The sequence below is a fragment of the Marinobacterium marinum genome, from assembly GCF_013868415.1.
GTDB classification, from domain to species: Bacteria; Pseudomonadota; Gammaproteobacteria; order Pseudomonadales; family Balneatricaceae; genus Marinobacterium; species Marinobacterium marinum.
This window is the reverse complement of the sequence record NZ_JACEMT010000038.1, coordinates 1-21520: the sequence shown is the minus strand read 5'-3', so window position 1 is coordinate 21520 and position 21520 is coordinate 1. Positions and strand designations below refer to the sequence as shown.

At 58.7% G+C, this 21520-nt stretch carries 22 protein-coding genes, 4 tRNA genes and 1 other RNA gene; 22 read left to right on the top strand and 5 right to left on the bottom strand.

All coding sequences use genetic code 11. The annotated features are described in order from the left end of the window. The first annotated feature begins 8 nt into the window (after positions 1 to 8). Complete coding sequence (gene argH / locus H1S06_RS04520; protein ID WP_181737662.1) at positions 9 to 1406, top strand: argininosuccinate lyase; 1398 nt, start codon at positions 9 to 11, stop codon at positions 1404 to 1406. Positions 1407 to 1867: 461 nt separating this feature from the next. Here the strand turns inward: argH and H1S06_RS04515 are convergent, their stop codons facing one another. The 4 genes from H1S06_RS04515 to H1S06_RS04500 all read right to left on the bottom strand — a co-directional run bounded on the left by H1S06_RS04515 (position 1868) and on the right by H1S06_RS04500 (position 3282). Then, complete coding sequence (locus H1S06_RS04515; RefSeq protein WP_181737660.1) at positions 1868 to 2464, bottom strand: 5-formyltetrahydrofolate cyclo-ligase; 597 nt, start codon at positions 2462 to 2464, stop codon at positions 1868 to 1870. A gap of 8 nt (positions 2465 to 2472) precedes the next feature. Continuing rightward, a non-coding RNA gene (gene ssrS, locus H1S06_RS04510) (6S RNA) lies at positions 2473 to 2652 on the bottom strand. Positions 2653 to 2749: 97 nt separating this feature from the next. Further along, the gene (locus tag H1S06_RS04505) at positions 2750 to 3076 is read right to left on the bottom strand and encodes a cell division protein ZapA (protein WP_181737658.1); all 327 of its coding nucleotides are present in this window, start codon (positions 3074 to 3076) and stop codon (positions 2750 to 2752) included. After that, positions 3073 to 3282 carry a TIGR02449 family protein gene (locus tag H1S06_RS04500; RefSeq protein ID WP_181737657.1) on the bottom strand — a complete coding sequence of 70 codons (210 nt, stop codon included), beginning with the start codon at positions 3280 to 3282 and terminating at the stop codon, positions 3073 to 3075. The genes H1S06_RS04505 and H1S06_RS04500 overlap by 4 nt, the downstream gene beginning before the upstream one ends. Positions 3283 to 3447: 165 nt before the next feature. On the opposite strand from H1S06_RS04500, the gene H1S06_RS04495 reads away from it, so the two are divergent. The 10 genes from H1S06_RS04495 (at position 3448) to ptsP (ending at position 14366) form a co-directional block, all read left to right on the top strand. Further along, positions 3448 to 4056: a UPF0149 family protein gene (locus tag H1S06_RS04495; protein WP_181737655.1), complete on the top strand. Its 609-nt coding sequence runs from the start codon at positions 3448 to 3450 to the stop codon at positions 4054 to 4056. A gap of 17 nt (positions 4057 to 4073) precedes the next feature. Next, positions 4074 to 5390, top strand: a complete 1317-nt coding sequence (gene pepP / locus H1S06_RS04490) for a Xaa-Pro aminopeptidase (RefSeq protein WP_181737653.1) — start codon at positions 4074 to 4076, stop codon at positions 5388 to 5390. A 19-nt stretch (positions 5391 to 5409) separates the two neighbouring features. Further along, on the top strand, positions 5410 to 6654 hold the full coding sequence (gene ubiH / locus H1S06_RS04485) for a 2-octaprenyl-6-methoxyphenyl hydroxylase (protein WP_181737651.1): 1245 nt from the start codon (positions 5410 to 5412) through the stop codon (positions 6652 to 6654). Positions 6655 to 6669: 15 nt separating this feature from the next. Next, entirely contained in the window at positions 6670 to 7944 is a 1275-nt protein-coding gene (locus H1S06_RS04480; RefSeq protein WP_181737649.1) for a UbiH/UbiF/VisC/COQ6 family ubiquinone biosynthesis hydroxylase, read from the top strand. 111 nt (positions 7945 to 8055) lie between these two features. Further along, positions 8056 to 9159, top strand: coding sequence for a glycine cleavage system aminomethyltransferase GcvT (gene gcvT, locus H1S06_RS04475; RefSeq protein ID WP_181737779.1), 1104 nt, complete (start codon positions 8056 to 8058; stop codon positions 9157 to 9159). A 24-nt stretch (positions 9160 to 9183) separates the two neighbouring features. Then, the gene (gcvH, locus tag H1S06_RS04470; protein WP_181737647.1) at positions 9184 to 9576 is read left to right on the top strand and encodes a glycine cleavage system protein GcvH; all 393 of its coding nucleotides are present in this window, start codon (positions 9184 to 9186) and stop codon (positions 9574 to 9576) included. A gap of 106 nt (positions 9577 to 9682) precedes the next feature. Next, complete coding sequence (locus tag H1S06_RS04465) at positions 9683 to 10879, top strand: class I SAM-dependent rRNA methyltransferase (protein WP_181737645.1); 1197 nt, start codon at positions 9683 to 9685, stop codon at positions 10877 to 10879. Positions 10880 to 11018: 139 nt separating this feature from the next. Then, positions 11019 to 11435, top strand: coding sequence for a CBS domain-containing protein (locus H1S06_RS04460; RefSeq protein ID WP_255482900.1), 417 nt, complete (start codon positions 11019 to 11021; stop codon positions 11433 to 11435). Between the two features lie 118 nt (positions 11436 to 11553). Beyond that, positions 11554 to 12063 (top strand): RNA pyrophosphohydrolase, encoded by a 510-nt coding sequence (locus tag H1S06_RS04455; RefSeq protein ID WP_181737643.1) that lies wholly within the window; start codon positions 11554 to 11556, stop codon positions 12061 to 12063. 5 nt (positions 12064 to 12068) lie between these two features. Next, entirely contained in the window at positions 12069 to 14366 is a 2298-nt protein-coding gene (gene ptsP, locus H1S06_RS04450) for a phosphoenolpyruvate--protein phosphotransferase (protein ID WP_181737775.1), read from the top strand. On the opposite strand, the gene H1S06_RS04445 is transcribed toward ptsP, so the two are convergent. Then, complete coding sequence (locus H1S06_RS04445; RefSeq protein ID WP_181737641.1) at positions 14363 to 15136, bottom strand: NRDE family protein; 774 nt, start codon at positions 15134 to 15136, stop codon at positions 14363 to 14365. The genes ptsP and H1S06_RS04445 overlap by 4 nt on opposite strands. A 145-nt stretch (positions 15137 to 15281) precedes the next feature. Here H1S06_RS04445 and lgt point away from each other — a divergent pair, with 145 nt between their 5' ends. From lgt to tuf, 11 genes are all read left to right on the top strand, one after another. Then, the gene (gene lgt, locus H1S06_RS04440) at positions 15282 to 16076 is read left to right on the top strand and encodes a prolipoprotein diacylglyceryl transferase (protein WP_181737639.1); all 795 of its coding nucleotides are present in this window, start codon (positions 15282 to 15284) and stop codon (positions 16074 to 16076) included. A 77-nt stretch (positions 16077 to 16153) separates the two neighbouring features. Then, on the top strand, positions 16154 to 16996 hold the full coding sequence (locus tag H1S06_RS04435) for a thymidylate synthase (protein WP_181737637.1): 843 nt from the start codon (positions 16154 to 16156) through the stop codon (positions 16994 to 16996). 14 nt (positions 16997 to 17010) lie between these two features. After that, complete coding sequence (locus H1S06_RS04430) at positions 17011 to 17538, top strand: dihydrofolate reductase (RefSeq protein ID WP_181737635.1); 528 nt, start codon at positions 17011 to 17013, stop codon at positions 17536 to 17538. Further along, positions 17528 to 18502, top strand: coding sequence for a bifunctional biotin--[acetyl-CoA-carboxylase] ligase/biotin operon repressor BirA (gene birA / locus H1S06_RS04425; protein WP_181737633.1), 975 nt, complete (start codon positions 17528 to 17530; stop codon positions 18500 to 18502). The genes H1S06_RS04430 and birA overlap by 11 nt, the downstream gene beginning before the upstream one ends. Beyond that, on the top strand, positions 18489 to 19217 hold the full coding sequence (locus H1S06_RS04420) for a type III pantothenate kinase (protein WP_181737631.1): 729 nt from the start codon (positions 18489 to 18491) through the stop codon (positions 19215 to 19217). Before birA ends, H1S06_RS04420 begins: the two co-directional genes overlap by 14 nt. 4 nt (positions 19218 to 19221) lie before the next feature. Next, positions 19222 to 19869, top strand: a complete 648-nt coding sequence (locus tag H1S06_RS04415; RefSeq protein WP_181737629.1) for an SPOR domain-containing protein — start codon at positions 19222 to 19224, stop codon at positions 19867 to 19869. A gap of 25 nt (positions 19870 to 19894) precedes the next feature. After that, a tRNA-Thr gene (locus tag H1S06_RS04410) sits at positions 19895 to 19970 on the top strand. Positions 19971 to 19991: 21 nt separating this feature from the next. Then, positions 19992 to 20075, top strand: a tRNA-Tyr gene (locus H1S06_RS04405). 11 nt (positions 20076 to 20086) lie between these two features. Next, a tRNA-Gly gene (locus H1S06_RS04400) sits at positions 20087 to 20161 on the top strand. Between the two features lie 26 nt (positions 20162 to 20187). After that, positions 20188 to 20262, top strand: a tRNA-Thr gene (locus H1S06_RS04395). Positions 20263 to 20348: 86 nt separating this feature from the next. After that, on the top strand, positions 20349 to 21520 hold a 1172-nt coding region (gene tuf, locus H1S06_RS04390), incomplete at its 3' end, for an elongation factor Tu (protein ID WP_181737627.1).

Genomic DNA, 21520 nt, shown 5'->3' with positions numbered 1-21520 from the left:
TGAGGTGTATGAGCAAAGAGACCAATCAGCAATGGGGCGGCCGTTTCAGTGAGCCGACGGATGCCTTTGTGGCCCGTTTCACCGCGTCTGTCGATTTCGACCAGCGCCTCTACAAGCAGGATATTCAGGGGTCGGTGGCACATGCGCGGATGCTGGCCAAAGTCGGTGTACTGAGCGAAGACGAACGTGACGCCATCATTCGTGGCCTGGGCGAGATTCGTGTCGAGATCGAACGCGGTGAGTTCGACTGGTCGGTTGCGCTGGAAGACGTGCACATGAACATCGAGGCCGCGCTGACCAAGAAGATCGGCATTACCGGCAAGAAGCTGCATACCGGCCGCTCGCGCAACGACCAGGTAGCGACCGATATCCGCCTTTACATGCGCGACGAGATCGATGTCATCCTGTCCGAAATCAGCCGCCTGCAGCAAGGATTGCTGGATCTGGCCGAGCAGGAAGCGGATACCATCATGCCTGGCTTCACCCATCTTCAGACCGCTCAGCCGGTCACCTTTGGCCACCACCTGCTGGCCTGGTTCGAGATGCTCAGTCGTGACTATGAGCGCTTTGCCGACTGCCGCAAGCGTGTCAATGTCATGCCGCTCGGCGCTGCGGCGCTGGCCGGTACTACCTACCCGATCGATCGTGCCTACACCGCCGAATTGCTGCAGTTCGATGCGCCGGCCGGCAACTCCCTGGACGCGGTGTCTGATCGCGACTTCGGTATCGAGTTCTGTGCCGCCGCCAGCGTATTACTGATGCACATGACCCGCATGTCTGAGGAACTGGTGCTCTGGACCTCGGCGCAGTTCAATTTCATCAACCTGCCGGACCGTTTCTGTACCGGTTCTTCCATTATGCCGCAGAAGAAAAATCCGGATGTACCTGAACTGGTGCGCGGCAAGAGCGGTCGGGTTTACGGTCACCTGATGTCACTGCTGACACTGATGAAATCCCAGCCACTGGCTTATAACAAGGACAATCAGGAAGACAAGGAGCCGCTGTTCGACGCCGTGGATACGGTGAAGGGCTGTCTGCGTGCCTTTGGTGACATGATTCCTGCCATTGAATCACGCAAGGACGAGATGCGCGAAGCGGCGCGTCGCGGTTTCTCCACCGCCACTGATCTGGCTGATTACCTGGTACGCAAGGGAGTGGCCTTCCGTGATGCTCATGAAATCGTTGGTCTGTCCGTGGCTTACGGTATCAAGACCGGCAAGGATCTGTCGGATATGACATTGGAAGAGTTGCAGCAGTTCTCCGATACCATCGAGCAGGACGTGTTCGAGGTGTTGACGCTGGAAGGCTCGGTGGCGGCGCGCAACCATATCGGCGGTACCGCACCGGATCAGGTACGTGCGGCCGTAATCCGCGGCCGTGACCTGCTGACTGGGCGCGCTGAATAACGCGCTTCAGGTCAAACCGCTCGAGAGTGCCGTCCGGCGCTCTCGTTACCCACCCCGTTTTAGCCCTGAATGCTCGATTCGAGTTGGCCGGTATCAGGGTGTTACCCGAGCGCGCGATGCACTGGAATTCGCTGACTAAAGAAAATGATGCGAATCGACGACGCTTTGTTGGTTTTTAAGTCGGGTGTTCGAAGACGTTCGTGAAAGATCTTTAAAAATGCTGCCAACGGTCAAAAAAATGCTCGCCAAGGCTTGTAAAAAAACAGTGTTATGAAAGACTAGAAGCCGATTTTTTCGCGAATTTCACCTAACCATTATAACGTCTTCGCAAAATTAACTGGCAGCCATGAATAAAAGCCCGGATCTTGTATTAGTACTTGTTGTTGTCTTCGTGGTCGGTGCAGTGATGACCGGCATTTCTCAAAGCGATCTGCAGATCGCGGCGATGGTACAAGACGTTTTCAATAGCTGATCCGGTAAAAGCAGCAGTCGGTCGCAACTCCGTCCAGGGGGACATCCCAGGGTTCCAGTGGCAGGCGTGTCTGACGCTGAAAATCGTGCGCCAGCCCAATCAGTTTCGGCCCCTTCAATCCATGCTGCTGCAATTTGAAAGCAAAGGTCCGATCGTAGTACCCCCCTCCCATGCCCATGCGACCGCCATCGGCGGAAAAGGCAACCAGCGGCATCAATACCAGATCCAGCGCCTGTGCGGGCCGAACCGGCTTACCCTGTAACACGGGCTCCAGAATGCGATAGCGATTGCGGCGCATCGGGGTGTCGGCAGTGTAGGGTGTGAACCAGAGTCGGTTGTGACGGATCGGATGCAAAACCGGGAGGTAAAGTCGTTTGCCGAGGTGGCGACAGAGTGCGATCAGAGGGGAGGGATCAATTTCGCCATCATTGGGCAGGTATAGCGCAACATGTCGAGCCTGTCGGAACCATAGCTGTGTTCGAACGATATGGCTGAGTGCCTGCGACGCCTGGCGTTGTTGTCGTGGCGTCAGTGCCTGACGGCGGGCACGCATGTGGCGGCGAAGAGTTTTGCGGTCCTGCATCATGGTGTCGAAGGCTTCCCAGAGTGCCGGTGTCGGTCGTGGCCCTGAACCCTAAGGTTCAGAGTGGAAGTGTTTACAAGCGAATCAGGCTTTCCGTCGAACGGACATGCTCACAACACCTGTTAAACACCTCCTGGGTACTGCTTATCGGCTCGAGGGACTTGACCCACTGCCGAACACTCCAGGAACCTGATCCCATTATACCTGTTTGCAATCGGATGTCAGCCCTTGAAATTATGCCGCTCTCTGCTACGGATGTGCGTTATCTTACTGTTGGATAAAGACTTTTCAGGAAGTTGAAGAGTTTTCATGGGACTCTTTCGGCTCTTTGTGGGCCAGTCCCTGATCAATCTTCTGACCCAGGCGTCGCAGGTTGGTTTCGATATTCTGGCGCTGGGCATCCTGGCTTCTGATCAGCTCGTGCGACATGTTCAAAGCCGCCATGACGGCGATGCGCTCAAGCCCGATGATTTTGCCGGATCGGCGAATTTCCTGCATTTTCTGGTTCAGGTAATCGGCGGATGCCAGCAATTCGGCTTCGACACCATCCGGACAGCTGATCGTGTATTCCTTGTCCAGTAGCTTGACGGTAACCGTGCGTGCGTCCGCGCTCATGAATTTTGCTCCAGTGCCTTGAGTCGCCGTATCATACCCTCAACCTTGTCGCGGGTCTGGTCGTTCAGCTGGACCAGTTGCGCGCGTTCTTCGCGCAGCCGGGTTTCCTGTTGGCGCAACTGGCGGTTTTCCTGCTCCAGTTTCTGGACCTGCGCCAGCAGCTGGTCAATCTTGTGTTCGAGTGCGTTGAAATAGTGTTCGCTCATGCCAGATCCCATGCAATAACCTGCTGACTATAAACAGCTGCCTCTGCAGGGTCAATTGACACTCCGTGGCTCTGCTTATGGTGAAATGCTAGCATAGAGATCAATGCGGTGCCGGTCCCGTCCGGTTACCCTCGGGACAACAGAAATAACGCCGGAAAAATGACTATGACCCACGAACAGGCCGCTGAAGTAGAACTGCCGGATTTCGATACGCTGGCCGACAGGCTGGTTGAGGAAGGAGCGTTCACTGTATCGCCTTCGGAATTACATGGACTGCTGGCCGGTCAGGTTGCAGCGGGTGCCCGATTCGATCCGGACAGCCTACTGCAGCGGGTGCAGGAATTATTCGATATTGAGCCTTTGCGGGGACCGGCGTTGCGTAACAGCGTAATGCAGCTGTATCTGGCGACTTTGCAACAGTTTGAAGCACCGGATTTCAGTTTTGAACTGCTGTTGCCGGATGATGATCAGCTGCTGCCGATCCGCGCTGAAGCACTCGGGGTCTGGTGTGGCGGCTTCTTGAGCGGCTTTGGCCTGCAGGAGCGAAAGGGCGCGGGTGGACTCTCGGTAGAGGGACAGGAAACGCTACGTGATCTGGCCCAGATTGTTCAAATCAGTACAGAGGCCGATGCCGATTCGGAAGAGGACGAAGGTGACCTGATGGAAGTTCAGGAATACGTTCGCATGGCGGCCCTGTTGGTATTCAGCGAGTGCAACGAGCCCGATGCCCAGGCCGCTCCAGACGTGGACGCGCCTGCACCGGTCTTGCACTGACAGTTCCAGGACTCAACATGAAAATTACTCAGGACGAATATGCCCGCCGGCGTGCTGCGCTCTTGCAGCAGTTGCCCGCCAACAGTGTGGCGCTGGTGGCGGCCGCTCATTTGGTCAGCCGTAACCGGGATGCCGAATATGCTTTCCGGCAAGACAGCGACTTTTACTATCTGACCGGATTCAATGAGCCCGATGCGTTGCTGCTGTTGATACCGGGGCGCGCGCAGGGCGAATTCGTGCTGTTTTGTCCGCCACGCGACCGGCAGATGGAAATCTGGACCGGTTATCGCGCCGGACCCGAAGGGGCTATTCGTGACTTTGGCGCGGATCAGGCCTTCACGCTGGACGAGCTGGAACAGCGGATGCCGGAACTGCTGGAGGGTGCACAGCGTCTGTACTATGCCCTGGGCAATGACGAACGGCTGGATACCCGTGTGCGTGGCTGGCTGAATCAGGTGCGCGCTCGTGCACGCCAGGGCGCGCATGCACCGGACGAACTGGTGCTGCTGGATAATCTGCTGCATGAACAGCGGCTGTTCAAAAGCGAGGCGGAACTGGCCGTCATGCGGGCCGCGGCCACTATCTCGGCGGAGGCGCATTGTCGGGCCATGCGTCTGTCCCGTCCCGGTCGATATGAATACCATCTGGAAGCGGAGATCACCGGCTACTGTATGCAGCAGGGCGCCCGCTTTCAGGCGTACACACCCATCGTGGGCGGTGGTGCCAATGGCTGTATTCTGCACTACATTGAAAACGATGCCGAGCTGAAAGACGGGGATCTGGTACTGATTGATGCAGGCTGCGAACTGGACAACTATGCCAGTGATATCACGCGCACTTTTCCGGTCAATGGACGCTTCTCGCCACAGCAGAAAGCGCTGTATCAACTGGTGCTGGATGTGCAGCTGGCCTGTATCGACGCGATGCAGCCCGGCGTACCCTGGAACCGGATTCATGATCTGTCCGTCGAGCGTTTGACCGAAGGGCTGATCGGGCTGGGTCTGCTGCAGGGTGAGCGGGATGCCTTGATCGAAGACGGGGCCTATCGCCGCTTTTACATGCACCGTATCGGTCACTGGCTGGGCATGGATGTACATGATGTGGGCCAGTACAAGGTAGCCGGCGAATGGCGTCCGCTGGAGCCGGGCATGGTGATGACCATTGAGCCGGGCGTGTATGTGGCGCCGGATGACATGGATGTAGCCCCCGAGTGGCGAGGCATCGGTATCCGCATTGAAGACGATGTGCTGGTGACGGAACAGGGCCCCGAGGTGCTGACCCACGGGGTGCCCAAGACAATACACGCTATTGAAGCGCTGATGGCGCAAAACTGAGCAGCCGGAGAGGCGGGCGATGCAGCAGTATGATCTGATCATCATCGGTGGCGGAATGGTGGGTGCCAGCCTGGCAGCCGCACTTCTGCCGACGGCACGGGATCTCGGGCTGAAGATGGCATTGATTGAGGCTCAGCCCCTGCCCACAGCGGGAGCACCGGTTTTTACGCCCAGTTATGATGCCCGCTCCACCGCGCTGGCGCAGGGGGTACGTACCCTGTATCGGCGCATGGGTGTCTGGTCGGCTCTGACGGAACACCTGACATCCATCAACAGTATCCATGTGTCTGACCGAGGACGATTTGGCACTACCCGTTTGCAGGCCGAGGACGAGGGCGTGCCTGCTCTGGGGTATGTGGTCGAGAACCACTGGCTGGGTCGGGTGCTGATCAGTCATTTGCAACAGCATGCGGGTGAGCAGCTGACACTGATTTCGGCAGCCGAGGTTGACCGGCTTGTGCCCGAAGCCGCAGGCAACCGGGTGCGCCTGCAGACGGCGCAGGGCGAACAGTGGTTGCGTGCCGAGCTGGTGGTCATGGCCGACGGCGGGCGCTCCGAACTGCGCCAGCGGCTGGGTATTCATTATCATGAGCAGGCCTATGACCAGCATGCACTGGTTGCCAATGTGTCACTGGATCGTCCGCATGGACACATCGCCTACGAACGCTTTACCGAATCGGGCCCGCTGGCCCTGTTGCCCGGTGAAAGCCTGGACGGTCGCACCCGCTGCGGTCTGGTCTGGACACTGGCTGATACCTTATTGGACGAGATACAGGCCTTGGATGATCAGGCCTTTCTGGCACGGCTTCAGGATGCATTCGGCTACCGTGCGGGGCGCTTCACGGCTGTGGGTGAGCGCCATTACTATCCGCTCAAGCTGATCCGGGCCGAGGAGCAGGTCAGGACCGGGCTGGTTGTGCTGGGTAATGCCGCTCACGCCCTGCACCCCATTGCGGGGCAGGGATACAACCTGGCGTTGCGAGGTGTTGTGGCTCTGGCAGATCTGATTATCGCGCGCAAGCGCGAGGGGCTGCCGCTGGGAGCGCTGGAGGGGCTGAGTGCCTTTGTCGAGCAGCGCCGACTGGATCAGCAGCGCACCATCCTGTTCAGTGACCGAACCTTGAAGCTGTTTGCCAGCGACAACCCGTTGTTGCGCTTGGGGCGCGGCCTGGGGCTGCAGCTGCTGGACAGCTGTCCGGCAGGCAAGACCTTGTTTGCACGTTCCGCCATGGGGCTGGACCAGCCTGCGGCGCGTTTGCGTTAAAACCGGAGCATCGACATGACGAGCGAATGGCAGGCGGATCTGGTGATTGTGGGAGCGGGTATGGTAGGGCTGTCGCTGGCCTTGTCGCTGGCTCCCGCCGGGCGAAGAATCATCGTTCTGGAGCAGCGCAGCGGCGAGGTGTCGGACTGGCTTGAGCAAATTACCGAACGGCCGGGCTCGCAGTATGATGCCAGGGTCAGTGCGCTGAATCCGGCATCGGTACAGCTGCTGGAGCAGCTGGGAGCCTGGTCGACCATTATCGGTTCGGGGCGTGCTCGCGCCTATCATGATATGGAGGTCTGGGATGGCGAGGGGGGGGGACGCATTCACTTCAGTGCCGATGCCCTGCATGAAGACTGCCTGGGACATATTGTTGAAAATTCGGTGGTGCAGGGAGGGCTGCTGCGGCAGGTTGCCCGGCATGACAATCTGACTCTGCTAAGTGGTATCAGCCTGCAGAAACTGTCGGCGCCTCTGGCGGCTGGCGAGAGAACGCTGACCCTCAGCGACGGCCGTGAGCTGACCGCCGCGCTGGTGGTGGGGGCTGATGGTGCTTTGTCACGGACTCGGCAGCTGAGTGGTCTGGGCGCCACCGAATGGGACTATGGGCATCATGCGCTGGTTACGACCATTACGACCGTCCGCCCCCATGGCGAGACGTGTTGGCAGAGGTTTACCGAGGACGGGCCCCTGGCCCTGTTGCCCCTGGCTGGCGGCAATGGGCGCACCAGTTCCATTGTCTGGTCCACCTCGCCTGAGCATGCTCGCGCATTGATGGCCCTGTCTGATGAGGCTTTCCGGCAGGCCTTGGCGCGGGCTGCCGAATACTGTCTTGGCGAGGTTGTCGACAGCGCCGAGCGTCATCTGATACCGCTGCGGCAGCGTCATGCTCATCAGTATGTGGACACGGGTCTGGCGTTGGTAGGCGATGCCGCTCATACGATACACCCGCTGGCGGGTCAGGGGGTCAATCTGGGGCTCATGGATGCTGCCGCTCTGGCCGATGTCGTCGAGGCGGCCTGGCAGCGCAACGAATCCATCGCGGACCTTCAGGTGCTGCGTCGTTACCAGCGTCAGCGGCGCAGTGCCAACCTGTGCATGTCGGCAGCGATGGAAGGGTTTCGTCGTCTGTTCGCGCCCCGGTCGGCACCGGTGCGTTTGCTGCGCAGCTGTGGCATGAACCTCATGGACCGTCTGGAGCCGGTGAAGCAACACCTGGTGCTGCAGGCGATGGGACTGTCCGGAGATCGCCCCCGGCGTTTACAGCGCCGTCCCTTGACAGACGGTTAAATATTGATCTGGGGCGCAAATGCCGATACATTGTCTTCCCTTTTTTTCTGTTAACCAGTTGCGACGCGGCTCAGGCCGTGGGTCGGAACGCTGCAGCAGATGAGCTTACCGATGGGACACAAGACCGTACTTCACGCACAACATCATGCCCTGGGCGCCAGATTGGTCGATTTCAGCGGCTGGGACATGCCGCTGCATTATGGCTCCCAGGTAGAAGAGCACCACCGGGTGCGTCAGAGCGCGGGCATGTTCGATATGTCACACATGACCATTGTTGATGTATCGGGTGCGCAGGCGCGCAGCTATTTGCGTCATCTGCTGGCAGCCGATGTGGCCGGCCTCAGGCAGAAAGGTCAGGCCCTGTACAGCGTTATGCTGAACGAAAAAGGTGGCGTGATCGATGATCTGATCGTGTATCTGATGACTGAGCCCGATGCCTCGGGCGAGTGGTACCGCATTGTTGCCAACAGCAGCAGCCGGGAAAAGGATTTGCGCTGGATGGCCGATCAGGCGTTGCGCTTTGATGTGGCATTGACCGAACAGCCAGAGCTGGCGATGATCGCGATTCAGGGCCCCAAGGCCCGTCAGCGGGTTGAACAGGTTGTCAGCGAGTCACGGGCGCGGCTGCTGTCCGAACTCAAGGAGTTTTCCGGGCAGGAATCGGAAGGCTGGTTTATTGCGCGTATCGGTTATACGGGCGAGGACGGTCTGGAAGTGATGTTGCCGGAAGAAGAAGCTGTCGACTTCTGGCAGCAACTGCTGGATGCGGGTGTTACGCCCTGTGGTTTGGCAGCTCGCGAGACGTTGCGCCTGGAAGCGGGGCTGAGTCGCTACGGGGCCGAGCTGGACGAGACGGTCTCGCCGCTGGCCGCCGGTATGCTGCGAGGGCTGGATCTGGAGCCGAAAGAGCGACTGTTCGTTGGGCGCGAAGCGCTCGAAGCGGTGCAGGCCGGTGGCGTAACCTGCCGCCAGGCCGGACTGGTGATGGCTGGTGAAGCCCCCCTGAGTGCCGGGCAAAAGGTGCTGGTCGACGGGAACGCGGTGGGTGAAGTCACCAGCGCTTGTGTATCGCCAACGCTGGGTTGCGTCATTGCCCTGGCCCGAGTGCCGGTGTCGGCCGCTGATGCGGCCGAAGTGGAGGTGAGTGGCAAGCGGGTGCAGGTACAAGTGGTAACGCCCCCGTTTGTTCGCCATGGTGAAAAAGTATTTGCCTGAATGAGCCGACAATAGGAAACCGAAATGAGCAATGTCCCGAACGAATTGAAATATGTGGCCAGCCATGAATGGGTCCGTGATGAAGGTGACGGCCTGGTAACGATTGGCATCACGGATCATGCCCAGGATCTGTTGGGTGACGTGGTGTTTGTCGAGTTGCCGGAAGTGGGTGCCGAGATGGCCGCAGGCGATGATGCGGGTGCCGTTGAATCGGTCAAGGCTGCCTCCGACATCTACGCTCCTCTGAGTGGTGAGGTCGTGGCCATCAATGAGGCCCTGGAAGATGCTCCGGAAGCAGTCAATGCCGATCCCTATGGTGATGGCTGGTTCTTCCAGCTCAAGCTGAGTGACAGCCGCGAGCTGGAAGAGTTGTTGGATGCGGATGGCTACACGGCCCATTGTGACGCCGAAGGTTAAGCCGGCACAACGCGGTACCGACGGGTCGTATTACGGTTTTCGACCAACTCATCTCACTGTCCCGGCTTGTGCCGGGACAGTCATTTAAGAGCAAAGACAGAGTACAATGAACCTCAAACCTCTCATTCTTCAGTCGGGTGCCGATCGGCGCCTGCGTGGCGGGCACCTCTGGATCTACAGCAATGAAGTCGATAGTAAGGCGACGCCACTGAAAGGCTTCGAGCCGGGCGAACAGGTCATTGTGCAGGATGCGCGCGGCAAGGCGCTGGGCATTGCCACGCTGAATCCGAATACCCTGATTTGCGGTCGCTTGCTGAGTCGTGATCTGAGCCATCCGCTGGATCGCTCATTGCTGGTGCACCGTTTCAATCTGGCCAAGTCCCTGCGTGAACAGTGTTTCGATCAGCCCTGTTACCGGGTAATTTTCGGTGATGCCGACATGTTGCCGGGGCTGGTGGTGGATCGTTTCTACGATATTCTGGTTGTGCAGATATCGAGCGCCGGTATGGAAGCGGTGCTGGAGCAGATCATTGACGCTCTGAACAAGGTGTTTCGGCCACAGGCCATCGTGTTGCGCAATGACGGCAAGATGCGTGCGAGTGAAGGCCTGGAAACCTATGTTGAGGTGGTGCAGGGTGAAGTGCCCGAATTGGCTCCGCTGAATGAAAATGGTGTCAATCTGCTGGCCCCGATACTGACCGGGCAGAAAACGGGCTGGTTCTACGACCACCGTGAAAATCGTGCCAGAATGCAGACGCTGGTGAAAGGCAAGCGTGTATTGGATCTGTTCAGCTATGTGGGTGGCTGGGGTGCACAGGCTCTGGCCGCAGGTGCCAGCGAAGTGGTGTGTGTGGATGCTTCGGTAACGGCACTGGAAGTGGCTGCCGAAAATGCCCGATTGAATGATGGTGAAACCCGCTTTCGGGGGCTTCAGGGTGACGCTTTCGAATTGTGCAAGGCGCTGGTCGCGGACAAGGAACGCTTTGATGTCGTGATTGTTGACCCGCCCGCATTTATCGCCCGGCGCAAGGATATTCGTAACGGCGAGCGTGCCTATGCACGTATTAACAACCTGGCGATGCGCCTGTTAAGCAAGGATGGCACGCTGATTTCGGCGTCTTGTTCCATGCACCTGGCCAAGGACCGGCTGGTCGATATTCTGCGGGCCAACAGTCGAGAGCTGGACCGCAATGCGCAGATCTTCGCACAGGGCAGTCAGGGAGCGGATCATCCGATCCATCCGGCCATTCCTGAAACCGAGTATTTGAAAGCCTATTTTCTGCGCGTTCTGCCTGCGATCTGACCCCCATGCCACCGCCCGTCGGGGCGGTGGTTTCCTTTTGTTCGAAAGTGTGTCTGCTATTGCCTCTGCCGGGGATGCTGGTCCAATCGCCTCAGCCTTTGCCATACTCAGAGGGTATTCGGGTGAAAGGAGACATAGCATGATGCAACAACAGCGAGTCCAGGATTTGATGCAGCCAGTGCCGCATCCCTTGCGTGTGGAAATGCCCCTGTCTCGGGCGGTGGATCTGATTCTGCAGTCGGGCCTGACCGGGTTGCCGGTTGTGGATGATGCCAACTGTGTTGTCGGTTTCGTATCCGAGCATGACTGTATCGACTATCTGGTCAGTGGCAGCTATCACTGCGACAGTCGTACACTGGTCGGCGATATCATGTACCGCGAGCCCCTGTGCGCCGCGCCGACGGACAGTATTATTGATCTGGTCCAGAAAATGGGCAGCAACAAGCCCAAAACCTGGCCGGTCGCCAAGGCAGGGCTGTTGCAGGGCGTCATCAGTCGGCGGCAAATCATGCGGGCCTTGAATGCCAGCATGCAAGGTTGCCGTTCTCGCGTCTGACGCTGCTGTGGACAAAAAACGGCGGTGACCGGGCCGGGTCGCTCAGGCTTGCTATTTGCCAAACCGCAGATCTGTGGAACAATAAAAACCAAAACGGATATAGATCGGGATCAGAATTGTGATTGATGCAGACGGATTCAGACCCAATGTCGGAATCATTCTGGTTAATTCGCAGGGTCAGGTTCTTTGGGCAAGGCGTATCGGGCAGAATGCCTGGCAGTTCCCGCAAGGTGGCATACAGTCGGACGAGACACCCGAGCAGGCGATGTATCGCGAACTCGGAGAAGAGGTCGGGCTGACGGCCGCAGATGTGGAGATTCTGGCAGTGACGCGAGGCTGGCTGCGTTACCGCCTACCCAAACGCATGATCCGGCGCCACTCGCACCCGGTGTGTGTGGGCCAGAAGCAGAAGTGGTTCCTGCTGCGTATGCTCAGTGATGACAGCGCAGTCAGGATTGATCATACCGACTCCCCGGAGTTTGACGGCTGGGAGTGGGTCAGTTATTGGTACCCTCTGGGACAGGTAGTGTCCTTCAAACGTGAGGTGTATCGCAAGGCGATGAAGGAGCTGTCGCCCCGGTTGGCGCGCCTCCAGGCCGCACACTTGATAACCAGAGGAGCTACCTGATGAGTATGCTGAGTGTGCTGCGCAAGATCGTTCAGGAGGTCAGTACGGCCCCGGATCTGGATTCTGTACTGGATCTGATCGTGCGGCGCATTCAGCGAGCGATGAAAACCGAAGTTTGTTCCATCTTTCTGTTTGACCCTGCGCGCCAGCGCTATGTCCTGCGCGCGACTCAGGGGCTGAATCAGGAAGCGGTTGATCAGGTCAGCCTGTTGCCGACCGAAGGGATCGTCGGCCAAGTCGGCCAGAGGGCCGAGCCCATCAATCTGGAAGATGCCTCTCGTCACCCGGCCTTCCATTACCTCAAGGCAACGGGTGAAGAGCGCTATCACGCTTTTCTCGGCGTTCCCATTATCCATCACCGCAGTATTCTGGGCGTGCTGGTCGTACAGCAGGAAGAGCACCGTCGTTTCGATGAAAGTGAAGAGGCTTTCATGGTAACCCTGTCGGCGCAGCTGGCCGGGGTGATTGCACATGCGGAGGCAACCGGGTCGGTCAATGCCGAAAACCATCCACAGGCTCAGATGAAGCCGCAGATTGATCGCTATTTTACCGGCGTGGCGGCTTCGTCCGGCGTGGCGATCGGCACGGTTGTGGTGGCGACGCTGGCGGCCGAACTGGAAACGGTACCTGATAAACCGGCGCGTGATATTGTCGCCGAGCGGGAAGCGTTCAGAGCGGCGGTGGAAGCGGTGCGTGATGATATTCATACGGTCAGTCACAACTTGTCTCGACGTCTGCGCGCCGAAGAGCAGGTGCTGTTTGATGTCTATCTGCGCATGTTGGACGACCAGGCGCTGGTGGGTGAAATCGAAGCGCGTATTCAGGCCGGGAACTGGGCTCAAGGAGCCTTGCGCGAGGTGGTGCTGGCACAGGTGCGGCAGTTCAATTCCATGGAGGATACCTACCTGCGGGAGCGAGCCAGTGATATTCGTGACCTCGGGCGGCGTATCCTCGGTTACCTGCAGGAAAATGCGGGGCCGCCCGAAATCGAGTGCGAGGGCGACAGTATTTTGATCGCCGACGAACTGTCGCCGGCCATGCTGGGGCTGGTACCGGAAGAACAGCTGGTTGGGCTGGTGTCAGTCAGCGGGTCGGGCTCCTCCCATGCGGCCATTATGGCCAGAGCAGTGGGCATCCCAACAGTGATGGGGGTGGTAGACCTGCCGTTTACCCGTTTGGAGGGTCGTCAGGTTATTGTGGATGGCTATTCCGGGCGTGTGTATGTGAACCCGTCGGAAAAGCTGCTGGAGGCCTTCCGTGAGGTGATGCGCGAGGAGCAGTTGGTTGCGGCGGAACTGGAAGGGCTGAAACTCCTGCCGGCTGAGACCACGGATGGCTACCGGATGCCGCTATGGGTCAACACGGGGCTGGTGGCAGACGTGACACGCGCCCTGCAGCATGGCGCGGAAGGTATCGGGCTGTATCGTACCGAAATCCCCTTCATGATTCGTGACTTCTTTCCCAGTGAGCAGGAACAGCTGCAGAGCTACCGCAGTCAGCTGGAAGCTTTTGCACCGCGCCCGGTGACCATGCGCACGCTGGATATCGGAGGTGACAAGGCACTGCCCTATTTCCCCATTGAGGAAGACAACCCCTTCCTGGGGTGGCGTGGCATCCGGGTGACCCTGGATCATCCGGAGATTTTTCTGGTGCAGGTGCGCGCCATGCTCAGGGCGTCGGAGGGCTTCAACAATCTGCGTATCATGTTGCCGATGGTGACCAGTGTGCACGAGGTGGAAGAGGCGCTGCGTCAGATTGACCGGGCGCTGGTTGAGCTGCAGGATGAAGGGTATGACGTACAGCGGCCACTGGTTGGCGTGATGGTCGAAGTACCGGCGGCGGTATATCAGGTGCGTCGTTTTGCCCGGTTGGTTGATTTTGTGTCTGTCGGTTCCAATGACCTGACCCAGTACATACTGGCAGTGGATCGTAATAACCCGCGTGTCGCCGGATTATATGCCGCCTATCACCCTGCCGTGTTGAGGGCGCTGCAGTACATTGCCCGAGAGACCCGCAAGGAAGGCAAGCCGGTCTCGATCTGTGGGGAGATGGCGGCGGACCCGGGCGGTGCGCTGCTGCTGATGGCAATGGGGTATGAGGTGTTGTCCATGAATGCCAATAACCTGCCGCGAGTCAAATCGGCCATTCGCGGTGTCAGTCTGGCGCGGGCGCAGTCGTTGCTGAATCGAGTCTTGCGTATGGATGATGCTGAAGAGATCCACCGTTATCTGCGCCATACCCTGAAGCAGTTGGGGCTGGGGCAGTTGACGCGCCCACGATTGCCGCATCAGCCCCCCGGCTAGCCGCTCGCCAGTCCGGGGCGGTCCAGCAGAAATCGGCGCCGTCCACAGGGGTGGGCGGCAGCATCATAACTCTCTTCCATGAACAGCAGGCGCCCGCTGCGGTGCTGCATCAGCAGGGTGCTGACCCGTGTGCCATAGGTGTCCGAGACAATGAAGCAGGACGACAGCAGGCGTTCCCGCTCGGTTGTCAGACCGGTGTCCGGCAGTTGCCCGTCATCGGCCTGGCGACGCTCATGCAGCAGATGCAAGAGGTGCTCGGGGTTCAGTTGGTTGCGCGCCAGGGCCTGTTGCAGCCGAGCGCGGGCCTGCAAAGTTTTGGGCCAGGGGGTGTTCAGTAAGGCATTGCTGAGACCGTAGATGCCTTGCTGCAAGGGGCGGCAGTGTTGCTGTACGTTACTGTAGCTGTACCAGCTGTGGTCATCGCGCATCAGCAGATTGAAGCCGGCGTAGCGGGCATCTTCCAGACGGGTGCAGAAGTCGGGGGCTGTCAGGGATGAATCGATGAAGTCCGTTACCAGATTGCCGCGTGAACGGGGTTGTTCAGGTACGGGGCGGCGCAGGTTGCGGTGGTTGGTTACGAGGGCAAAGCGGTTGTTGTTGCCCAATCCCATCCAGCTGCCGCCTGCTTGCAGGTCGCGTCCACCGAGAATGGGGCGATCCGGCCAGATACCGAGTGGCATGGTCGGGCGCGCATGCTGCTCGTCACGGTTGGCGACGAGGATTACTGGCCAGTCCGGGTGTGCATTCAGGGCAAAAACGGCAAGGCACATGGCGATTTGGTTTCCTCCGTGGGGTTCAGGCTCTAAGATAAACCGCTTTGCCCGGCGGATACATCCATCCTGAAAAAGGGCTCTTGCGGAATTTCTGCCGGTGATGGTTGTCCGTTTTATTCTTTCCAACCTGGGATAAATGTTTATGTGGGTACATGATATCAATCCGCTGGCGCTGGAGCTGGGACCGTTACAGATTCACTGGTACGGGCTGATGTATTTGATCGGTTTCGGTGCCGCCTGGTGGCTGGGGAATGTGCGCGCCCGCAGGGCCGGTTCCGGCTGGACCGAGCAGCAGGTGTCTGACCTGGTGTTCTGGGGGGCGGTCGGGGTGATTCTGGGCGGGCGCATGGGGTATGTGCTGTTCTATAACTTCGATTACTTTCTGCAGCAGCCACTGTGGCTGTTTGCGGTGTGGGAGGGGGGCATGTCCTTCCATGGTGGCCTGATCGGTGTCATCGTGGTGCTGGCCGTTTTTGCGTATCGCAACGGCAAGTCGTTTTTTGAAATCAGTGATTTTGTAGCCCCGCTGGTGCCGATCGGGCTGGGTGCGGGACGTTTGGGCAACTTCATCGGTGGTGAAGTCTGGGGGCGGGTAACCGATCTGTCTTGGGCGGTGGTCTTTCCTCGTGCCGGTGATGGTCTGCCACGGCATCCGTCGCAGCTGTATGAGATGGCGCTGGAGGGGATTCTGCTTTTTGCACTGCTGTGGTGGTATTCGGCCCGTCCGCGTCCTCGCATGGCGGTGTCCGGGCTGTTTCTGTTGGGCTATGGCGCTTTTCGATCGCTGGTGGAGCTGGTGCGCGAGCCGGACGGGCATCTGGGCTTCATCGCCTTCGATTGGCTAACCATGGGACAGCTGCTGTCGCTGCCGATGGTGTTGCTGGGGGTGGTGCTGATGCTGCTGGCGTACCGGCGCGAGGCGGTGCGGCGGGTCTGATACTGCGAGAGTGTCGCTGGCTAAAGGGCTGCCAGCGGCATAAAATGGCGGCTATTTGTTTTTGAAACGGGGCGGTTATGCAGCAGTATCTGGATCTGATGCGAGACATCATCGATAGCGGCGTGGACAAGGGTGACCGTACCGGTACGGGCACGCGCTCCGTATTTGGTCGTCAGCTGCGCTTCGATCTGGCGCAGGGTTTTCCTCTGCTGACGACCAAGAAGATCCATCTCAAGTCGGTGGTCTATGAGCTGCTCTGGTTTCTGTCCGGCAGTACGGACAACACCTGGCTGCAGGAGCGTGGTGTGCGCATTTGGAATGAGTGGGCGCTGGAAGATGGCGACCTGGGGCCCATCTATGGCAAGCAGTGGCGTTCATGGGCCTGCCCTGATGGTTCGACCATCGACCAGATCGCCAGCGTAATCGAGCAGATCAAGCGTACCCCAAACTCCCGCCGCCTGATTGTCAGCGGCTGGAATCCGGCCGACCTGCCGGACGAGGCGATCAGCCCGCAGGAAAACGTGCGCCAGGGGCGTGCAGCGCTGCCGCCCTGTCATACGCTGTTCCAGTTTTACGTTGCCGAGGGGAAGTTAAGCTGCCAGCTGTACCAGCGCAGTGCCGATTATTTCCTTGGGGTGCCGTTCAATATCGCTTCCTATTCACTGCTGACCCATATGGTGGCCCAGCAGTGTGAGCTTGAAGTGGGCGAGTTTGTACATACCTTCGGTGATCTGCATCTGTACCACAATCATCTCAACGATCCTGCGATCGTGCAGGAACAGCTTTCGCGCACGCCTCGAGCACTGCCGCAGCTGAAGTTGAGCCGCCGCCCGGCTGACATCTTCAGCTACGAGTACGAAGATTTCGAAGTTGCCGGGTATAACCCAGACCCGGCTATTCGAGCCCCCATCGCCGTTTGATGCAAGGAGAACGTATGCGCCTGGCCATGATAGTTGCCCAGTCCGAAAACCGGGTAATCGGTAGCAACAATAAACTGCCCTGGTATTTGCCGGAAGACCTGAAGTATTTCAAGCGGGTCACGCTCGGCAAGCCGATCATTATGGGGCGCAAGACCTTTGAATCGATAGGGCGTCCCCTGCCGGGCCGGGTCAATATCGTGATTACACGCGATACGGCATGGCAGCATGATGGCGTGCGGATTGTACACAGCCTGGAAGATGGGCTGGTGCTGGGTGAAAGCCTGGCGCTGATTGATGGTGTGGACGAGGCGGTGGTGATCGGCGGTGCTGAAATTTATGCGCTCTGTCTACCGCATGCGGACCGTTTGTATCTGACCCAGGTGCATGCCGAGATCGAAGGCGATGCCTTTTTCCCGGAACTGGAAACGGACGTCTGGCAGGAGATTGGCCGGGAAGACTTTGCAGCCGTTGAACCTAATCCCTATGCCTACAGTTTTGTGGTTCTGGAGCGCGTGTCGACCGGGGTGAGGCATGCTGGATAAGTTGCTATCCGTGCTGTCTGACGGGGCCTTCCATTCAGGCAGTGAGTTGGGACGGGAGTTGGGGATCAGTCGCAGCGCAGTGTGGAAGCATATGCAGCGCCTGCAGGAGTTGGGGCTGGAGGTGTACAGCGTCAAAGGGCGCGGCTATCGCTTGCCCGGCGGTCTGGATCTGATTGATGGCGAGCGGTTGCGTGAGCAGTTGCGGTTGGATGAGCAGGATGAGCGGCTTGCCGTTGTCGAGGTGGCAATCGAGACCGAATCAACCAACAGCCAGGGCACACAGGCGCTGCAGCAGGGCATTCCTGGCGGGCTGTTTGTGGCCGAATATCAACACGCAGGCCGTGGCCGGCGTGGTCGTCAGTGGCTGAGTCCGCTAGCGTCGAGCCTGTGTTTTACACTGGCGTGGCGTTTCAATACCGGTGTAGCCGCTCTGGAAGGGCTCAGTCTGGCGGTCGGGCTGGCGCTGCAGCAGGCGCTGGTCGAACTGGGAATTGATCAGGCCGGAGTGAAGTGGCCCAATGATCTGCTGGTCGGACAGGCCAAGCTGGCCGGGATCCTGATCGAGATCAGTGGGGATGCGGCCGGAGAATGCCAGGTGGCGATTGGTGTGGGGCTGAATGTTGCGCTGCCCGAAAGGTTGGCTGAAGCACTGGATCAGCCTTGTGTTGATCTGCGCACGCTGGGGTTCACCGGTGATCGCACCGAGCTGCTGGGTGCGCTGGTGTTACGGTTGGTGCGGGTACTGCAGGATTTCGAGAATGGCGGATTTGCCCGGTTGCGGTCCGCATGGGAGGCGGTGCATGTCTTTCAGGGGCAGTCGGTGCGTCTGACATCGGGCGCGCATACCTTTGAAGGGGTGTGTCTGGGCGTGACTGATCAGGGCGGCATACGGTTGCAGACTGACCAGGGGACGGAGGTGTTCCATGGCGGCGAGGTGAGTGTGCGAGCGTATGAAACGGCTTGAGCTGGATGCGGGCAATAGTTTTATCAAGTGGCGCCTGCTGGAGCAGGGGCGGGTTCGGCGGCGGGGCAGTTGGCTGACCGCCGAGTTCAGCGCCGAACGCTTGCTGGAATGTGGTGAACGACCGGATAGAATCTGGTTTGCCTCGGTTGCCGGAGAGGTCTTTGATCGGGCCTTGCAGGCGGGGGTCGAGCGATACTGGCAGGTGCCGTTGCAGCGAGCCTGTGCACAGGCTGAAGCGGCCGGCGTTCGCAACAGCTATAAGGATCCGGCGCGCATGGGGGTGGATCGTTGGCTGGCACTGCTGGCGGCCTGGCACCAGGTGAAAGATGCTTGTTGGGTTGTGGATTGTGGCAGTGCGATCACAGTGGATTTGCTGGATGCTGCGGGCTGTCATCAGGGAGGGTATATCCTGCCGGGCCTGAGGTTGATGCGGCAGGCGTTGCTGGGTAATACGGCCGGTGTGACAGTGGATCGACCGGTTGATTCTGGTGTTGTGATGCCTGGAAGGGATACCAGTAGCGGGGTAGAACACGGGATCAATTTGCTGCTGCTGTCACTGGCGCGCCAGCTGAAAAACGATATCCCGGGAGTGGCGGATGTGCCTTCCCGGGTGCTGGTTACGGGGGGCGACGGGCGACAGTGGCTGGAGGTGATGCCGGAGGCCGAATGGTGTCCGGACCTGGTTATGGATGGACTGCGATGGGCGCTGGAGTAAGGGCATGATGCGATGGTTGGCTCTCCTGTTATTGCTGATGAATGCACTGCTGTTGCTGTGGTATGCGCAGCAGCAGACGAGCAGGCCGCCGGAAATGGCGGGCGAACAGATCAGTCGATTACGACTGCTGCATGAGCTGGGGGGTGGCGAAACTCTGCAGCCGAGAGCGCAGGAGTGCTATCAGTTGGCCGGGTTTGCCTCCCGTGCCGAGGCCGACACTGCGGCCGAAAAAATGCGCAAACGCGGTTTTAATGTTGATGTTGAGTCCATGGTGCCTGTCGTGCTGGGGTACCGGTTACGTTTGCCGAGGCCGGCAGGGGTGGAGGAGCAGCTGGAATTGCTGGATCGGCTGGCGCTGGCGGGTTGGGTGCCGCAAACTCGGGGGGGCGACTTTGTACTGGGGCCTTTTATGGGGGAGGATGCGCTACAGCAGGTCAAGCGCGAGCGGGAGGCGATTCGCTCGGTCCTGAAGCTGACCCTGGAGCAGGAGCAGATTCTGGATAACAGTCCCGGCTTTCGGCTGCAGATCGGAGTGATCGAAGGGCAAGTTGACGAGGTGCAGCTGGCTCGAATCGTGAAAGCCGGCTGGCCGGGAATAAAAGTAGAAAAAAAATCGTGCAAAGGGGTTGCACAGCCCCAATCGGATCAGTAAGATACGCACCACTTCGACAGACAAAGCCGGTATAGCTCAGTTGGTAGAGCAACTGACTTGTAATCAGTAGGTCCGGGGTTCGACTCCTCGTGCCGGCACCATGTTTGGAAGAAGTGAAGGCTGGTGGGGTTCCCGAGTGGCCAAAGGGATCAGACTGTAAATCTGACGCGCGAGCTTCGGTGGTTCGAATCCACCTCCCACCACCATTTCCGTTTAAGCGGGTATGGTATAGTGGCTATTACCTCAGCCTTCCAAGCTGAAGAGGCGGGTTCGATTCCCGCTACCCGCTCCAACGGAGTGTTGCAATAATAGAGTTATGCTCATGTAGCTCAGGGGTAGAGCACACCCTTGGTAAGGGTGAGGTCGGCGGTTCAAATCCGCCCATGAGCTCCAGTTTTGATGAAGGGTAGATATAGTGATATGTCTACCCTTTGTCGTATTTGGCGTCTTTGAAACGACTTGATCAGGTTGACCTTGCCATGGCTAAACAATCATTTGAACGTAACAAGCCGCACGTTAACGTGGGCACCATCGGTCACGTTGACCACGGTAAAACCACTCTGACTGCTGCACTGACTCGTGTTTGTGCAGAAGTATGGGGCGGCGACGCCGTTGCCTTCGACGGTATCGATAATGCACCGGAAGAGCGTGAGCGTGGTATCACCATCTCTACTTCACACGTAGAGTATGAATCACCGACCCGTCACTACGCGCACGTAGACTGCCCGGGACACGCCGACTACGTTAAGAACATGATCACCGGTGCTGCTCAGATGGACGGCGCTATCCTGGTATGTTCTGCTGCTGACGGCCCCATGCCGCAGACACGTGAGCACATCCTGCTGTCTCGTCAGGTTGGTGTACCGTACATCGTTGTCTTCCTGAACAAGGCAGACATGGTTGATGACGAAGAGCTGCTGGAACTGGTTGAAATGGAAGTTCGCGAACTTCTGGACCAGTACGACTTCCCGGGTGACGACACTCCGATCATCGTAGGTTCTGCGCTGAAAGCACTGAACGGCGAAGATCAGGATGGTTTCGGTCAGGCAGCTGTCAAGAAGCTGGTTGAGACTCTGGACGAGTACATTCCTGAGCCGCAGCGTGCTGTTGACCTGCCGTTCCTGATGCCGATCGAGGATGTGTTCTCTATCTCCGGTCGTGGTACCGTAGTAACCGGTCGTATCGAGCGTGGTATTCTGAACGTTGGTGACGAAATCGAAATCGTCGGCATCAAGGACACCACCAAGACGACTTGTACCGGTGTTGAGATGTTCCGCAAGCTGCTGGACCAGGGTCGTGCAGGCGAGAACGTTGGTGCGCTGCTGCGTGGCACCAAGCGTGACGAAGTTGAGCGTGGTCAGGTTCTGGCCAAGCCGGGTTCAATCACTCCGCACACCAAGTTCGAAGGCGAAGTCTACGTACTGAGCAAGGAAGAAGGCGGTCGTCACACTCCGTTCTTCAAAGGCTACCGTCCGCAGTTCTACTTCCGTACCACTGACATCACGGGTGCGTGCGAACTGCCGGAAGGCGTTGAAATGGTCATGCCGGGTGACAACATCCAGATGACTGTTACCCTGATCAACCCGATCGCGATGGAAGACGGTCTGCGTTTCGCCATCCGTGAAGGTGGTCGTACCGTCGGCGCCGGCGT

Coding starts and splice junctions, on each gene's coding strand:
- argH (WP_181737662.1), top strand. CDS start 9: ATGAGCAAAGAGACCAATCAGCAATGGGGCGGCCGTTTCAGTGAGCCG.
- H1S06_RS04515 (WP_181737660.1), bottom strand. CDS start 2,464: ATGATGCAGGACCGCAAAACTCTTCGCCGCCACATGCGTGCCCGCCGT.
- H1S06_RS04505 (WP_181737658.1), bottom strand. CDS start 3,076: ATGAGCGCGGACGCACGCACGGTTACCGTCAAGCTACTGGACAAGGAA.
- H1S06_RS04500 (WP_181737657.1), bottom strand. CDS start 3,282: ATGAGCGAACACTATTTCAACGCACTCGAACACAAGATTGACCAGCTG.
- H1S06_RS04495 (WP_181737655.1), top strand. CDS start 3,448: ATGACCCACGAACAGGCCGCTGAAGTAGAACTGCCGGATTTCGATACG.
- pepP (WP_181737653.1), top strand. CDS start 4,074: ATGAAAATTACTCAGGACGAATATGCCCGCCGGCGTGCTGCGCTCTTG.
- ubiH (WP_181737651.1), top strand. CDS start 5,410: ATGCAGCAGTATGATCTGATCATCATCGGTGGCGGAATGGTGGGTGCC.
- H1S06_RS04480 (WP_181737649.1), top strand. CDS start 6,670: ATGACGAGCGAATGGCAGGCGGATCTGGTGATTGTGGGAGCGGGTATG.
- gcvT (WP_181737779.1), top strand. CDS start 8,056: ATGGGACACAAGACCGTACTTCACGCACAACATCATGCCCTGGGCGCC.
- gcvH (WP_181737647.1), top strand. CDS start 9,184: ATGAGCAATGTCCCGAACGAATTGAAATATGTGGCCAGCCATGAATGG.
- H1S06_RS04465 (WP_181737645.1), top strand. CDS start 9,683: ATGAACCTCAAACCTCTCATTCTTCAGTCGGGTGCCGATCGGCGCCTG.
- H1S06_RS04460 (WP_255482900.1), top strand. CDS start 11,019: ATGATGCAACAACAGCGAGTCCAGGATTTGATGCAGCCAGTGCCGCAT.
- ptsP (WP_181737775.1), top strand. CDS start 12,069: ATGCTGAGTGTGCTGCGCAAGATCGTTCAGGAGGTCAGTACGGCCCCG.
- H1S06_RS04445 (WP_181737641.1), bottom strand. CDS start 15,136: ATGTGCCTTGCCGTTTTTGCCCTGAATGCACACCCGGACTGGCCAGTA.
- lgt (WP_181737639.1), top strand. CDS start 15,282: ATGTGGGTACATGATATCAATCCGCTGGCGCTGGAGCTGGGACCGTTA.
- H1S06_RS04435 (WP_181737637.1), top strand. CDS start 16,154: ATGCAGCAGTATCTGGATCTGATGCGAGACATCATCGATAGCGGCGTG.
- H1S06_RS04430 (WP_181737635.1), top strand. CDS start 17,011: ATGCGCCTGGCCATGATAGTTGCCCAGTCCGAAAACCGGGTAATCGGT.
- birA (WP_181737633.1), top strand. CDS start 17,528: ATGCTGGATAAGTTGCTATCCGTGCTGTCTGACGGGGCCTTCCATTCA.
- H1S06_RS04420 (WP_181737631.1), top strand. CDS start 18,489: ATGAAACGGCTTGAGCTGGATGCGGGCAATAGTTTTATCAAGTGGCGC.
- H1S06_RS04415 (WP_181737629.1), top strand. CDS start 19,222: ATGATGCGATGGTTGGCTCTCCTGTTATTGCTGATGAATGCACTGCTG.